Annotated in this window: 4 protein-coding genes; 3 read left to right on the forward strand and 1 reads right to left on the reverse strand. The window is 62.3% G+C overall.

All coding sequences use genetic code 11. The features are described from left to right. Positions 1-2: 2 nt before the first annotated feature. Positions 3-10,511 carry a non-ribosomal peptide synthetase gene (locus tag CBW65_RS18890; RefSeq protein ID WP_087458154.1) on the forward strand — a complete coding sequence of 3,503 codons (10,509 nt, stop codon included), beginning with the start codon at positions 3-5 and terminating at the stop codon, positions 10,509-10,511. Between the two features lie 68 nt (positions 10,512-10,579). On the opposite strand, the gene CBW65_RS18895 is transcribed toward CBW65_RS18890, so the two are convergent. Then, positions 10,580-11,755 (reverse strand): S8 family peptidase, encoded by a 1,176-nt coding sequence (locus CBW65_RS18895; protein ID WP_087458155.1) that lies wholly within the window; start codon positions 11,753-11,755, stop codon positions 10,580-10,582. A 241-nt stretch (positions 11,756-11,996) separates the two neighbouring features. Between CBW65_RS18895 and CBW65_RS18900 the strand changes: the two genes are divergently transcribed. Both CBW65_RS18900 and CBW65_RS24610 read left to right on the forward strand, forming a co-directional pair. Then, positions 11,997-16,154 (forward strand): type I polyketide synthase, encoded by a 4,158-nt coding sequence (locus CBW65_RS18900; protein ID WP_198299660.1) that lies wholly within the window; start codon positions 11,997-11,999, stop codon positions 16,152-16,154. Then, entirely contained in the window at positions 16,103-16,567 is a 465-nt protein-coding gene (locus tag CBW65_RS24610; RefSeq protein ID WP_198299661.1) for a phosphopantetheine-binding protein, read from the forward strand. The genes CBW65_RS18900 and CBW65_RS24610 overlap by 52 nt, the downstream gene beginning before the upstream one ends. The last annotated feature ends 6 nt before the right edge of the window (positions 16,568-16,573 follow it).

A 16,573-nucleotide genomic window follows, 5' to 3' on the forward strand; every position in this document is an offset into this window, starting at 1 on the left:
ACATGACGTCCAGAGATCTGTCAAAATTATCTGCAGCCAAACAAGCTTTGCTGGAAAAACGGCTGCGGGCCAAACCGGGAGCAGGAGCAGGGGCAGGTGCCTCTGCTCCCGAAGGAACCTCGTCCCGAATTGCCAAACGCACGAAGCAGGATCTGCTTCCGCTTTCGTTCGCCCAGCAGCGGCTGTGGTTTCTCGATCAGTTGGAAGGAGGAAAAAGCCCCGCGTACAACGTGCCGTTCGTCTGGACGGCACGGGGGGCGCTCCACCATGAAGCGCTGGAAAAGAGCATCAATCAGATCATCTCCCGCCATGAAGCGCTGCGCACCACGTTCCGCTCGGTCAATGGTCAGCCGGAGCAGGTGATCCATGAGCAGATGCCAATCGAAGTCCCGCTGTACGACCTCAGCCAGTTGCCGGAAGCGGAAAAAAGAGCAGAGGCGCGCGCCCTGACCCAGCAATTGGTGTACCGCCTGTTCGATCTGCAAGGAGGGTCGCTGACGGCGCTTAGCGTCCTGAAGCTGTCCGAGCAGGAGCATCTCGTGATCCTCAACCTGCACCACATCGTGTCGGACGGCTGGTCGATGGGAGTCGTGATGCAGGAGTTAGCCACGCTGTATGACGGGTATGTGACCGGAACTGCGCGCTCCTTGCCGGAACTTCCCGTCCAATACGCCGACTACGCCCTGTGGCAGCGCGACTGGCTGCAAGGAGAAGCTTTGCAAGGGCAGCTCTCGTATTGGAAAAAGCAGTTGGGCGGCGAACTGCCGACCCTGCAGCTTCCGACCGACCGGCCGCGCCCGAGCCGCCAGACCCAACATGGTGCCGCCTATGAGTTTGATCTCCCCGCAGAGCTGTACGAAGGGCTGAAAGAACTCAGCCGACAAGAAGGTGCGACGCTGTTTATGACGATGCTCGCGGCGTTCGCTGCGGTGTTGTCCCGCTATGCGGGCCAGCAGGATCTGCTGATCGGCTCGCCGGTGGCAAACCGCAGGCACAGCGAGATCGAAGGGCTGATCGGCTTTTTCGTCAACACGCTGGTCATGCGCGCCGACCTGTCGGGCAATCCGACCTTCCGGGAACTGATCGGCCGCGTGCGCCAAGTCGCGATGGAGGCGTTTGCCCATCAAGATCTGCCGTTTGAAAAATTGGTCGAAGAGCTGCAGCCGGAGCGGGAGGCAAGCCAATCTCCGCTGTTCAACGTGATGTTTGTACTGGTGAACACCGGAAAAGATGAACTCCGGCTGCATGGTCTTTCCCTGGAACGACAGGAATTTGCAGCGGAGACAGCCAAATTCGACTTGACCTTGGTCGTCGGCGAAGGAACGGACGGTTTGCATGCCGGGTTGGAGTACAACACCGACCTGTTTGATGAGGCGACGGTGGAGCGTCTGGCGAGCCATTTCGTACGCCTGCTGCAAGCGGCGGTGCAGAACCCGGACGGCCGTGTGGCCGGGATGAAACTGCTGACTCCGCAGGAAGAGCAGCTCCTTTCCGACTGGAATCAAACGGCCGCCGAGTTTCCCGCACATAGCTGTCTGCACGATCTTGTCACGGAGCAGGCGCATAAGACGCCCGATGCGATCGCCGTCGAGATGGCGGGCGAGGGCTGGACCTATCGTGAATTGCAGACCCGTTCGGACGATCTCGCGGCCTGGCTGCAGGCGCACGGCGTCTCCCAAGGGGATCGAGTTGGCATCGCCTTGTCCCGCTCCCTGCGTTTGCCGCTCGCTGTGCTTGCGGTGATGAAGGCAGGCGGAGTTGTCGTTGGTCTGGCTCAGGACTATCCGGAGGAGCGTCTGGCGGCGATTTTTGCAGATGCGAGACCGGCCCTCGTTTTGACAGAGGAAAAGCTGGCCGGGCGATACCGCGAGTACGGGGTACCGATGCTGCTGGTCGACCAAGAGCAGATTCCCGCAGCATCTGAACCGCCGTCCCAGACCGTTCGTCCGCAAGACTTGGCCTATCTGATCTACACGTCCGGCTCGACCGGCAAACCGAAGGCGATCTCAATGCCGCATCGGCCGATCGTCAACATGGTCGCCTGGCAAGTGCGCGATTTTGCTTTCAAGCAACCGGCGCGGACGCTGCAGTTTAGCACGCTGATTTTCGATATCTTTTATCAGGAGCTGTTCGCCACCTGGATGACAGGCGGGACGCTGATTCTGCTGCAAGACGAGGTGCGCCGCAATCCGGAGGCCCTGCTTGGCTGTCTGCTCGAGGAGCAGGTGCAGCGGGTGTATCTGCCGGTTGCGGCGCTTCAGCACTTGGCCGAAACGGCGCAGACCAAACAGACCTTCCCGACAGATCTGCAGGAAGTCGCCGTGGCCGGGGAACAGCTGCAGATCACACCTGCCTTGCGCGTCTTTTTTGAAAATTTGCCAGGTGCGGTGCTGCATAACCACTACGGCCCTTCCGAAGCGCATGTGATCACCCGCTATACGCTCAGCGGCGCGGCTACGGACTGGGACGTCTTGCCGCCGGTCGGCAGCGCGGTCGACAACGTGCGGCTGTACGTGCTCGATGAGTTGATGCAGCCGGTGCCGGTCGGCGTGACTGGAGAGCTGTTTGTCGGCGGAGTTGCGCTGGCGGACGGCTACTGGGAGCGGGAGGAACTGACTGCCCAAGCATTCTTCTGGCATGACTTTGCGGACGGGTCGAGAGAGCGCTTGTACCGCACCGGCGATTTGGTCAGTTGGCGCCGGGACGGCAATCTCTTGTATCGCGGTCGGATCGACGGCCAGGTGAAGATCCGCGGCTACCGGGTGGAACTGGGCGAGATTGAAACGGCGCTGCACGAGCACCTGTCTGTTTCCGAAGCGGTGGCAGGCGTCTACACGGATGACGATGGGAACAAACGTCTGGTCGCGTACGTCGTGCAGAACGCGGTGACGGAGGAGCGGGTCAACTACCGCGCCTATTTGGCAGAAAGGCTTCCGAGCTACATGGTGCCCGCTTCGATCATGCTGCTCGAAGCGCTGCCGGTGACGGTGACGGGCAAAGTGGATCGCCGCGCCCTGCCCAAGCCGGACGGGGGAGCGGTCGAAGGGGACGCGCAAGCGGACCTGCCGCGCAACTCGGTGGAGGAACTGCTCGCGGGCCTCTACGCCCAAGTGCTCGGCGTCAAGAACGTCGGCCTGCGGGACAACTTTTTCCACTTGGGCGGGCACTCGCTTTTGCTGACCCAGGTCGCGTCCCGCCTGCGCGATGTATTTGGTGTGGAACTGCCGCTGCAAAAGCTGTTTGATGCCCCGACGGTAGAAGAGCTCGCTCCGCTCGTCGAAGCGGCGATCTCAGACGGGGCAAGCGTGCTCCCCGCCATTCCGAAAACGCAGAAGGGGGCGCGGCTGCCGCTTTCATTTGCTCAGCAGCGCTTGTGGTTCCTCGATCGCTTCCAAGGTGCAGGCGAAGGCGACGCTTCTTACAACATGCCAAGCGTGATGAAGATGCAAGGCGAGCTCGATCTTGACGCGCTTCGACGGAGCATTGGGGAGATCGTCAGCCGCCACGACGCCTTGCGCACCGTGTTTGCCGAAGCGGACGGACATCCGTATCAGGTGGTGCTGCCGGAACTGGCGCTTGATGTGCCGTTCGTCGACCTGTCCTCGCAGGAGGGCGACATCCAGGCGCTGGCCGATCAACTGGTCGCCGCAGAGGTGGCCCGCCGCTTTGACTTGGCGCGCGGTCCGCTGATCAGCGCCAAGGTGATCGGCCTCGGTCAGCAAGAGTATCTGCTCGTCATGAACGTGCATCATATCGTCTCAGACGGCTGGTCGATCGGCGTGCTGATGAAAGAGCTGACGGCGCTCTACGCGGCGTATGTGCAGGGGCAGCCTGCTCCGTTTGCCCCGCTCCCGATTCAATATCCCGATTATGCGGTCTGGCAGCGCAACTGGCTGGAAGGGGAGACGATGCAGCGCCAACTGTCCTACTGGAACGTGCAGTTGGCAGGCGACCTCCCGGCGCTCCGCCTCCCGACCGACCATCCGCGTCCGGCCCGCAAAACGTATGTCGGACGGGTGGAGTCGTTCAAACTGCCGCTGCAGTTGGCAGAACGGCTGAAAGAGGTGAGCCGCGCCGAAGGCGCCACGCTGTTCATGACGCTGTTGTCCGCCTTCTCCGTGCTGCTCGGGCGCTATGCGCTGACCGACGATGTGGTCGTCGGTACGCCGGTGGCCGGGCGCAGGCAAAGTGAGACGGAGGCGCTGATCGGATTTTTTGTCAATACGCTGGCCATGCGCACCGATCTTTCCGGCGACCCCACGTTCGCTGAATTGCTGCGCCGTGTGCGCAAAATGTCGCTCGAAGCATACGCGCATCAGGATGTGCCGTTCGAAAAGCTGGTCGAGGAGATTCAGCCGGAGCGCGACCCGAGCCATTCGCCGCTGTTCCAAGTCATGTTCGTGTTGCTCAACATGGATCTCGGCGGGCAAGAGGTGCCGGGACTGTCCCTGTCGATGTACGGCTTCGAAGCGCAAACGGCGAAATTTGACTTGACCTTGTTCGCCAGCGAAGAAGAAGACGGTCTGTTGATGGGGCTGGAATACAATACCGACCTGTTCACCCGTGAGACGATCCTGCGCATGGCCGGACATCTGCACACGCTGCTCGAAGCGATCGTCGAGCATCCGCATCTCCAGACGTCGCGGTTGCCGATTATGGGAGCAGCGGAACGTCAGGCTGCGCTGCAAGCTGCCTGCGGGCCGACCGTCGAGATCCCGGAGGATCTGACCGTGCATGCGTTGGTCGAAGCGCAAGCGGCGCGGACACCGGACGCAGTTGCCGTTGAATATGCCGGGAACAGCCTGTCGTACCGCGAGTTGAACGCCCGTGCGAACTCTCTGGCCGTCCGCCTGCGGGAGTTGGGGGCCGGGCCAAACGTGCCGGTTGGCTTGAGCCTGAATCGCGGTCTGCACCTGATGGTCGCGATGCTTGGCGTGCTGAAAGCGGGCAGCCCGTATGTGGCGCTCGACCCGGCATATCCTGCCGAGCGTTTGGCGGTGATGGTGCAGGAGTCGCGGGTGCCGATCCTCGTGACAGAAGCGGGGCTGGCCGATCTGCTCCCGGCTGTGGAGACGACGCTGTTTGTAAACGGTGTGGAGGACCTGCCGCCCCTTGAGGAAAATGTGGACTCGGGCGTGACGCAGGCAGACCTCGCCTATGTGCTGTACACCTCGGGCACGACCGGCACGCCCAAAGGTGTGGCGATGCCGCATCGCGCGCTCGTCAACCTGCTGCTCTGGCAAGAGGCGCAGTTGCCTGCAGGCGAGCTGGCGCGCACGCTGCAGTTTGCTTCGTTGAATTTTGATGCCTCGTTCCAAGACAGCTTCTCAACGTGGATGAACGGCGGCACGATGATCCTGATCTCCGAAGAGGACCGCCGGGATGCCTATGCGATGCTGCGCCATGTGCAGCAAGAGCGCGTGACGCGCCTGTTCATTCCATTTGTCGCCTTGCAGCAGCTAGCCGAAGCGTCTGCTGCGACCGGGATCATCCCGACTTGCATCCGGCAGATCATCACGGCGGGCGAGCAACTGCAAGTGACGCACAGCATCCGCGATCTGTTTGCCAAATTGCCGGACGCCGTGCTGTTTAACGAATACGGACCGTCTGAAACGCACGTCATCACCCAGTACACGCTGCCCGGCGCTTCCGAAAATTGGAACCTGCTGCCTTCGATTGGCGACGCGATCTGGAACACCCAACTGCTGGTGCTGGACGAACACCGCCAGCCGGTGCCGTTTGGCGTGCCAGGCGAGCTGTATGCGGGCGGCATGTCGCTGGCCGACGGGTATCTGCACCGCCCGGAGCTGACCCGCGAGCGCTTTATCGAGTGGCAGGCCGCTGCGGATGCGCCTGCCGAGCGCGTGTATCGCACAGGCGACTTGGTGCGGCTGCTGCCCGACGGGAACCTGCTGTTCCTCGGACGCATCGACCTGCAGGTGAAGATCCGCGGCTACCGCGTGGAGCCTGCGGAGATCGAGGCGGCGCTCGCTCAGCACCCGGACGTGGTGGAAGCGGCGGTGCTCGCGCTGGAGATCACGCCGGGCCAGCGCAGTTTGGTCGCCTATGTGGTCTCAGAAAGCGGAGCGGAACTCGTCTCCGAAATGAAGAGCTATCTGACGTCAAAACTGCCGTCCTACATGATCCCGTCCGCGTTTGTCCCGCTGCCGGAGCTTCCGGTGACGCCAAACGGCAAAGTCGACCGCCGACGTCTGCCAAGTCCGGAGCGCGCGCACTTTGCGGCGGATGGCGAGTATGTCGCCCCGCGCAACGAGGCGGAAGAGACGATCGTCTCGGTCTTTGCCGACTTGCTCGGCGTGGAACAGGTCGGGATTCACGACAACTTCTTCGCGCTGGGCGGTCACTCGCTGTTGGCGACACAGGTGATCTCCAGGCTCTGTAAGTCATTTGCCGTGGAAGTGCCGTTGTCCAAACTGTTCGAGTGCCCGACCCCGGCCGAACTGTCCGCCTTGCTGACCGGCCTCCAAGGGGAAGAGCAGCCGCAATCCCCTGTTCCGCTCTTGCAGCAGCGCGACACCGTCGGGCCACGGCCGCTGTCGTTTGCGCAGCAGCGCTTGTGGTTCCTCGACCGTCTGCAAGAGGGCGCCGTTTCGCACAACCTGCCGCTCTTGTGGCAGATCGAAGGGGAGCTCGACACTGAAGCTCTGTCCCGGAGCCTCCGGGACATCGTGCGCCGCCACGAAGCGCTGCGCACCGTGTTTGTCCTGCAGGACGGCACGCCCGCAGCGCTCGTGCAGGAAGCAGGAGACTTGCTCCTGACCGTTTCCGATCTGACCGGCCTCCCGCCGGAACGGCGGGACGCGGAAGTCAGGCAGAAGGTGCAGGCCGACCTGGAACGCCCGTTCGACCTGTCGCAAGGGCCGCTCGTACGCGCCTTGCTGATCAGAACGGGGGAAGCGACACATGTTTTGCTGTTAAACATGCACCACATCATCGTCGACGGCTGGTCGCTTGGGGTGCTGACCGGCGAGTTGGCCGCACGTTACACCGCGTATCAAAACGGGCAGCAGACGCAATTTCCTGCGCTTCCCGTGCAGTACGGCGATTATGCCCTGTGGCAACAGGAGTGGCTGCAAGGCGATCGGCTGGAGCAGCAGCTGGCCTACTGGCGGGAGGTGCTCGGCGGCGAACTGCCCATCCTGCAGTTGCCGGCCGACCACGCTCGTCCGTCGTTCGCCGCGCACAGGGCGGGCATGGAGCAGTTTTCCTTGTCACCGGAATTGTCTGATGCGCTGCGCAGCCTGAGCCGCAAACACGGCGTCACGCTGTACATGACCTTGCTTGCCGCCTTGATGACGCTTTTGCACCGCTTGAGCGGCGACGAAGACCTGCTGATCGGCACGCCGGTCGCCGGACGGACCTCCCAAGAGCTGGAGCCGTTGATCGGCTTTTTCGTCAACACGCTTGTCCTGCGCGGCGATCTGTCGGCCGACCCGACGTTTGTCGAACTGCTGAGCCGGGTGAACAAGACGGCGCTCGGCGCGTTTGAGCATCAGGACCTGCCGTTCGAAAAACTGGTCGCCGAGCTGCAGCCGGAGCGGGCCGGGGGCCAGACGCCTTTGTTTAGCGTGATGTTCCAAGTCCTGTACCAAAAAGGGCACGAGCTGGAACTGCCCGGCCTGACGCTGACACCGCTCGACTCGATGCCATTGCAAACCAATTTCGACCTCGGACTCTTCTTTATGGAAGGGGATGCCGAGCTGTCTGGGAACATCGAGTACAGCGCCGACATTTTTGAAGCCTCGACGATCCGGCGCTTGGTGGAGCAGTTGGAGATGCTGCTCCGTTCGGTCACCTCCGATCCGTCTCAACAGCTCTCACAGCTCCAAGTGCTGACCGCCGAGCAGAAATCACAGCTGGCCGATTGGTCGGAAACGATCACCATGCCAGCTCCGGAACTGCCGGTGTACCGCCTGTTCGAGCAGCAGGCAGCGCGTACGCCGGACCGGACAGCTGTCCGTTTTGAACAGGAGCAGTTGACCTACCGGGAGCTTTGCGCGCGCGCGAACCAGCTTGCCCGCCATCTGCAAGCGGTTGGAGCGGGCCGGCAGACGCTGGTCGGCATCTGCTTGGAGCGCAGTCTCGACCTCGTCGTGGCCCTGCTTGCCGTCTGGAAAGCGGGCAGCGCGTTTGTGCCGCTCGACCCGGCTTATCCGCAGGAGCGCCTGGCGCTGATCCTCGAAGACACGAACCTGCCGCTGCTCCTCACCACCGAAGCGCTGCAGTCGACGCTGCCACAGCACGGGGCTCAGGTGGTGTTGCTCGATGCGGACTGTGGCAAGTGGGCCGACCTGCCGGAGGAAGACCTGGAGACCACAGCCGGCGCTTCGGATCTGGCCTACCTGATCTACACCTCAGGTTCTACCGGACGCCCGAAAGCGGTGGCGATCGAACAGCGGAACCTTGCTGCCACCTTGCAGGCGAGCCGTGAGCACTTCCAGTTCGAGCCAGGGGACGTGTTCCCGTGGATTGCCTCGTATGCGTTTGACATCTCGCTCTTTGAGCTGTTGAACCCGCTGCTCACCGGCGGAATCTCGATTGTGCTGAGCCGGGAGCATCTGCTCGACCTGCCGCGTCTGGTGCGCGACTTGAAGCAGTACACGATGATCCACACCGTGCCGAGTCTGATGCGCCAGATCGTGGATCACATCAATGGTCAGGAGATCGACAGCGCCTGCTACGACGGGCTGCGCACGATCTTCATCGGCGGCGATGCGGTGCCGCCGGAACTGCTCAGCGCCATGCACGACACCTTCCGCCGCGCTGACATCCGGGTGCTCTACGGCCCGACCGAAGCGGCGATCATCTGCGCACAGCTGCAGGTGCCGCGCGGTGCAAAAGCGGAGCGCCCGCTGATCGGCCGTGCGATGCATCAGGCCAAACTGCGCATCTGTGACGCAATTGGCAACCTGGTGCCGATCGGCGTGCCGGGCGAACTCTATATCGGCGGGCTCGGCGTCGCGCGCGGCTACTTTGAACGCCCCGAGCTGACCGCGCTGCAATTCGTGGAGCTGGAAGGCGAGCGCTGGTACAAATCGGGCGACCTTGTGCGCTGCCTCGCCGACGGCACGCTGGAGTTTCTCGGCCGCCTCGACCATCAGGTCAAAATTCGCGGCTTCCGCATTGAATTGGGTGAGATCGAAGCGGCGCTTGGCGAACACCCGGCCGTATCGGTTGCCGTCGTGCTCGCCCGCGAGATCAATGCCGGTGACAAGCAGCTCGTCGCCTATGTATCGCCGAGAGACAACGCGGCGCTGTCGGCAGCCGAACTGCGCAGCGCCTTGCAGGCCCGCCTGCCGGAGCACATGGTGCCGTCCTTCTTCGTCCTGCTCGACGCCATGCCGATGACGGCAACCGGCAAGATCGACCGCAAGCAACTGCCGCTCCCGGTGCATTCGGCAGCTGGGGACAGCCGTTTTATCGCACCGCGTGACTGCACGGAGCTGGCGATGGCTCAACTCTGGGCGGAGGTGCTCGGTGTGCAGGCGGTCGGCTCCTATGACAACTTCTTTGAGATTGGCGGACACTCGCTGAAAGCGGTGGCGCTGATGGAAGCGATTCGCAAGCGTTTCGATGTGTCGCTGCCGCTGACAGCGCTGTTCCAGTCCCCGACCGTAGCCAGCCTCGCCAGCATCCTGCGCGGCGAGGCGGCGGCCGACAGCGACGGCGTGCTCGTGCTGTTGCAAAAAGGGGACAACACGCGCCCGCCGCTCTTCCTGCTCCCGCCGCAAGGAGGCGGTGTGATGAGCTACTTGCCGCTCGTGCAGGGGCTGGCGGCGGAAGAGACCGTCTACGGCCTGCAGTCGGTCGGCTACGAGTCGGACGAAGCGCCGTTTGCCACGATGGAGGAGATCGCGGAGCGTTTCCTCGCAGAGATCCAAGCGGTGCAGCCCCAAGGGCCGTACCGCCTCGCAGGCTGGTCGTTCGGCGGCGTGGCCGCCTATGAGCTGGCCCGGCGTCTGGAAGGGCAGGGGCAGGAAGTCGAGTTCCTTGGTCTAATTGACGCCATGCTGATCGACCCTGCAGGCGGAGCAGCCCGCGCCGAGGGGCATACGGAAGAGGTGGCGCTGATCCATCAGGCGGCGCAGCTCGACATGGATCTGTCCCTGCTGCAAGGCTTGTCGGTGGATGCCGGACTCGACCTCGTCCTGCGCCGCGCGCATGAGCTCCACCGCCTGCCGGAAGGGACGACGCCAGAGTCGATGCGCCAGAAGATGCGCGTCACGATGAACAACGGCGTCGCCGGGTTCTCCTACGTGCCGCCGGGCGCGGTGCGGGCCGACCTGACCTTGTTCCGCTGCTCGGAAGTGCCGCCGCAGCCGGAACTGGAGCGTCCGCTGGTCGATCCTGAGCAGTGGAGCCCGTACACGCAAGGCACGGTCAACGTCATCCCGGTGCCGGGCGATCACCACAGCTTGTTCCTGCCGCCAAACGTGCAGGAACTAGCCGAACAACTGAACGTGCTGCTGCGTACATCGCAGGAAGCATAAGACAAAAAGGAGCAGCCGACCGGCTGCTCCTTTTTGCTGCTTTCTTTTACTGCGCGAAGCTCGGTTCTTTACATAACGGCGCGGTACGCATTGACGCGTCCGCAAATCCAGTACGTGCCGGTGCCGCTGATCTTGTCTGCGCTGGAGCAGATTTTATTGACAACTGTCGAGGGAGTCCCCGAAATGCCTTGATCTTGCCAGACAAGCGCCGCAACGCCGGAGACGACAGGAGCTGACATCGAGGTGCCGGACATGGTGGTCATGCCGCCGCCGTTGGCTGTGGCGTAGATGCTTTGACCCGGAGCGGCGATGTCGACCCAAGTTCCGTAGGTGGAGAAGGAGCATTTGGCATCGGCCGACGTGGTGCAGGCGACGGAGAAGACATTGCTGTACCCAGCCGGGTATTGCACGGCCGTGTTGCCGTTGTTGCCCGCAGCGGCGACAACGACCGAGCCTTTGCTCCATGCGTAGTTGACCGCCGTCTGGAAGGTGGAGCTGTACGCGCCGCCGCCCAGCGAGAAGTTGATCACTTTCGCGCCGTTGTCGGCCGCGAAATACAGGCCGTCGATGATGTCGGAAGTGTAGCCGGAACCGGCTGCGTTCAGCACCTTGACCGGCATGATGCGCGCGCCGGGAGCGACGCCCGCTCCTTGAAGTCCGTTGTTGAAGCTCGCGGCTGCGATCCCGGCGACGTGCGTGCCGTGGCCTTGGTCGTCGTCTGCGTTGGTGTCATCGTTGACAAAATCATACCCGGCCACGATCTTGCTCGACAGGTCGGGATGCTGGATGTCAACGCCGGTGTCGATGATCGCGATCGTGACCCCGGAACCGATGACGTAGTCCCATGCTTGCGGAGCTTGAATTTTGGTCAGATGCCATTGGCTGGCGAAGGAAGGGTCGTTTGGCGTGAAGTTGACGCTGTAGACCGCATCCAGCTCAGCCGCTTCGACAGCAGGGTCGCCCTGCAGCTTGGCGAGCAGTTCTTCCGCCGATTGGCCGGCCTGAACTTTCAGCACCTGATAGCCCGCTTTGGACAGGTTTTTCTTGACTTTGGCGCCATGCTTCGCCGCGATGTCCGCGCCAGTTTGGCCCGGTTTTACTTTGATCATGACCTGGTCGGTGGCGGGGGAGGCGACCCCCGCTTGTTCGGCAGGCTGCGCGGCGGAGACGGTGGCTGCCGGCAGCAGCGCAGCGGTCAAGGCGACCGCCAGCAACGGTTTCATAAGTTTTCTAAAGGTAGACATTTGAATGAACCTCCTTTTCTTTTATATATTAAGTATAAAATTAATTTGGCAAAGTTGCAAATCTTTTCCATCTGACTTATGTATAATTTTTTTCGACAACTTTGTAATAAATTAAGTGTTTTAAGAAGGGTTCTTATTTCACAACCAGAATATGAAAAGGAGAGAAACTAATTCGATTTTTTCTGAATTTCACTGTCGTTAATTGTACAACCAAGGCAATCGTAAGGAGGAAATCTTGAAGATGAGCCACGAGGATCAAACGTTGGAAGGGATTGCGGTCGTCGGACTGTCTGGGCGCTTCCCGGGAGCGAAAAATATTGAGGAATTTTGGAACAACCTGCGCGAAGGCGTAGAGTCGGTGCGCTTGTTCACCGATGAGGAACTGCTGGCAGCCGGGGTGAGCCCGGCTAAGCTGGAAGACCCGAATTTTGTCAAAGCGGGAGCGACGCTGGACGGCGTGGCCGATTTTGATGCCGCTTTTTTTGGTTTTAACCCGAGAGAAGCGGAGATCATGGACCCGCAGCACCGCTTGTTTTTAGAAACCGCATGGTCGGCCATGGAGCACGCGGGCTACGACCCGGACCGCTATGACGGCACCGTCTCCGTATTTGCCGGCACCGGCATTTCCCGCTATATGCTGTTTAACCTGCTGCCGAATCGCGAACTGGTGGAATCGGTCGGGCAGGTCCAGCTGATGATCACCAACGACAAAGACTATGTCGCCACCCGCACGTCGCACAAGCTGAACCTGAAAGGCGCAAGCGTCTCCTTGTCCACCGCCTGCTCGACGTCGCTGACGGCGGTGCATCTGGCTTGCCAGAGCCTGCTTGTCGGCGAAACGGACATGGCGCTGGCCGGCGGCGTGTCGATCGCTGTGCCGCAGACGGCAGGCTACACCTATGTCAACGGCTCGATCCTGTCGCCGGACGGGCATTGCCGCGCGTTTGATGAGAACGCCAAAGGCACTGTGCCGGGCAGCGGTCTTGGCGTTGTTGTGCTCAAGCGGCTGGAAGACGCCGTGGCGGACGGCGACACCGTCTATGCGGTGATCAAAGGCACCGCGATCTCCAATGACGGCGCACAAAAAGTCGGCTTCACCGCACCGGGCGTCGAAGGGCAGTCCCAGGCGATCGCCGAAGCGCTGGCCATCGCCGATGTGGAGCCGGACACCGTCTCCTACATCGAAGCGCACGGCACCGGCACGGAGCTTGGCGACCCGATCGAGATCTCGGCGCTGACCCAGGCGTTCCAGCTCAGCACCGACCGTACCGGGTTCTGCAAGATCGGTTCGGTGAAAACGAACGTCGGCCATCTCGACGCCGCTGCGGGTGTGACCGGCCTGATCAAGACGGTGCTCAGCCTGCAGCACGGCGAGATCCCGCCGACGCTGAATTTTGCAAAAGCGAACGGGAAGATCGATTTTGACAATTCGCCGTTTGTCGTCAACACCGAGCTGACCCCTTGGGAGACGGACGGCACGCCGCGCCGCGCCGGGGTATCGTCGTTTGGCCTCGGCGGCACAAACGTCCACGCCGTGCTCGAAGAAGCGCCGGTGCAGGAGAGCGAAGATGCGTCGAGACCGTGGCAGCTGTTGCTCTTGTCGGCGAAGACGGACGCCGCGCTGGAAGCGGCCACCGACAACCTCGCACAGCATCTGACCGCACACCCGGAGCAGCAGCTGGCCGATGTCGCCTACACGCTGCAAATGGGCAGAAAAGGATTTGCTGCCCGCCGCGCCCTCGTCGTACAAAACCACGCCGAAGCGGCAGCAGCGCTTGCTGAGCGCGATCCGCAAAAGCTGATGAGCCGCACCTTGCCGATGCAGGAGCGCCCGGTGGCCTTTTTGTTCACCGGCGTTGGCGACCAGTACGTCAACATGGGCTACGAGCTGTACCAGACGGAAGCTCTGTTCCAAGAGACGGTTGACGAGTGCTGCGAGATTTTGAAAAAGCACCTCGGCGCTGACCTGCGCGATCTGCTGTTCGACCCGGAGCGGGCTGCCAAAGGAGCTGGGCAGGCGGGACAAGCGTTCGACCTGCGCAAGATGCTGCGCCGTGAGGAGACGGCCGATCCGCAGGCGCAAAAATTGAACGAGACGTTGTACGCACAACCGGCGATGTTTGTGATCGAATACGCGCTGAGCCGTCTCTTGATGGCGTGGGGCATTCAACCGCAGGCGATGATCGGGCATTCGCTCGGGGAATATGTGGCGGCCTGCCACGCGGGCGTGTTTGAGCTGGAAGATGCGCTGATGCTCATCGCCAAGCGCGCACAGCTGATTCAAGAGCTGCCGGGCGGCGCGATGCTCGCCGTGCCGATGAGCGCGGAAGATGCACAAGGCTTGCTGACAGAAGGGCTGTATCTGGCGACGGTCAACGCGCCGAAGCACGTTGTCCTCTCCGGCACGCAGGAGAAGATCGCCGAGCTGGAAGCACGCTTGCAAGGACAGGGCATCGCTTGTTCCCGCGTGCATTCCACCCATCCGTTCCACTCGCCGCTGATGGAGCCGATCGCCGCCAAGCTGACCGAGCTGGTGCGTGCGATCTCCCCGCAGGAGCCGCAGATCCCGTTCCTCTCCAACGTGACAGGCACCTGGGCGACCGCCGACGATGTGACCGACCCGGCGTACTGGGCGCGTCACCTCTGCCAGACGGTGCGCTTTGCCGACGGCGTCCGTGCGCTGGCGGAAGACCCCAATCTGCTCTTGCTGGAAGTCGGACCGGGGCAGACCTTGTCCAGCTTTGCCGCGCAAACGCTGACTGGTCGCACCGTGCTGCCGACGCTGAAGGCTTCCTTTGACCAGCGCTCCGATGCGGCGTTTCTGCTCGGCACGCTCGGCCAGCTCTGGCTGGAAGGCGTGGAGATCGATTGGCAGGCCTACACGGGCGAAGAGCGCCGTCTGCGCGTTCCGCTGCCGACCTATCCGTTTGAGCGCCACCGCTACTGGATCGAACCGCTGGCGGGCGCAACCGTTGCCGCCGCATCCGTTCAAGAGGTCAAAACGGACGTCGCCGACTGGTTCTCGCTTCCGGTATGGAAGCGGACGCTGGCACAGCTTCCGGCGGCCGAACAAGCGCCGTCCCGCTGGCTGGTCTTTGCGGATGAAGGAGGACTTGGCCGCCAGCTTTCCCAGCAGTTAAGCGCACTTGGACATGAAGTGTTCGACGTGACGGCAGGGGAGAGCTACCAGAAAAACGGTGCCGCAAGCTACGTGATCAACCCGGCCAGCTCCGCTGACTATGAACAGGTGATGCGCGACTTGCTGCAGCAGGACAAAACGCCTGCCAAGCTGCTCCATCTGTTCAGCGTCACGGGCGACCGCGATTTCACCGGCGATTTCGAGACGGCACAAACGCTTGGGTTCTACTCCTTGCTGAACATCGCCAAGACGGTCTCCAAGCTGCACCTCGCCGATCTCCTCGAACTCTGGGTGATCGCCGACCAGATCAGCGAGATCGAAAGCGCCGATGAGCCGTTTGCGGAAAAAGCGACCCTGCTCGCCGCCTGCAAAGTCATCCCGCAGGAGTACGCCAACATCACCTGCCGCGCACTCGACATTCGCTTGCCGCAAGCCAACTCCCGGCAAGCCCAACGGCTGCAGACGCAGCTGCTGAACGAGTTCGCTGCCGGCAGCCCGGACCGTCTGGTCGGCTTCCGCGGTCAGCACCGCTTCGTGCAGACGTTTGAACCGCACCCGTTGCCGCAAGCGCAAGCTCGTCCGAAGTTCCTGCGCGAAAACGGCGTGTACCTGATCACCGGCGGTCTCGGCACGTTTGGCACCTGGTACGCCGAGTACCTCGCGCAAACGGTGCAGGCGAAGCTCGTCCTCGTCTCCCGCACGCCGCTGCCGCCGCGCGAACAGTGGGCTGACCCGCTGGCCGCCGAGCACGGCGAAGACAAGCTCAGCGCCCGCACCTACAACGTGCGCCGTCTGGAAGCGCTGGGCGCAGAAGTGCGCATCTTCAACGCCGATGTGGCTGACGTTGCGCAAATGCGTGACGTGATCGCAGCCACCGAAGCGGAGTGGGGCCAGATCCACGGTGTCATTCACGCCGCCGGACTGGTCGACCCGGACACGATGACGACGATCGCCGAGACGACCGTCGCCGAATGTGAACCGCACTTCCGTCCGCGCGTTGGCGGGGCGTATGTCCTGCAACAGCTGTTCGCCGACAAGCTCCTCGATTTCTGCCTGATCAACTCGTCGCTCTCCTCCGTCCTCGGGGGATCGGACTGGCCGCGCCGACGGCGGCGCACCTGTTCCTCGACGCATTTGCGCAGAACGGGCAGCGCGAAGGGAACTTCCCGTGGCTGCTCGTCAACTGGGAGCCGGGCACAGGCGCACAGATGCTCGACGCCATCGGCCGCGTGTTTGCGATGGAACAGGCGGTGCCGGTGATCGCAACGCCAAAAGACCTGCACCTCGCACTGAAAAAATGGATCCAGTTCGAAGCGCAAACAGGTCAAGCCGACGCGATGCATGAAAAGCTGTCCGGCCAGGCCCACGCTCGTCCCAACCTGCACACGGCGTATGTCGAGCCGCGCGATGAAGGGGAAGAGCTGATCGCGCAGATTTTCCAAGAGCTGCTCGGCATCGAAGCGGTAGGTGTGCATGACTCGTTCTTCCAGCTCGGCGGCAACTCGCTGCTCGGCACGCAATTGATCACCCGCCTGCGCAGTTCGTTCCAAGTCGACCTGCCCTTGCGCATTCTCTTTGAAGCGGCGACGGTCGCCGAGCTCTCCGTGATCATCGAAGAGCTGATCATCGAAGAGATCTCCAAGCTGAGCGATGAAGAAGCGTTGAGCTACTAGTTTCGG

Origin of the sequence: Tumebacillus avium (assembly GCF_002162355.1) — a bacterium.
Taxonomy (GTDB): domain Bacteria; phylum Bacillota; class Bacilli; order Tumebacillales; family Tumebacillaceae; genus Tumebacillus_A; species Tumebacillus_A avium.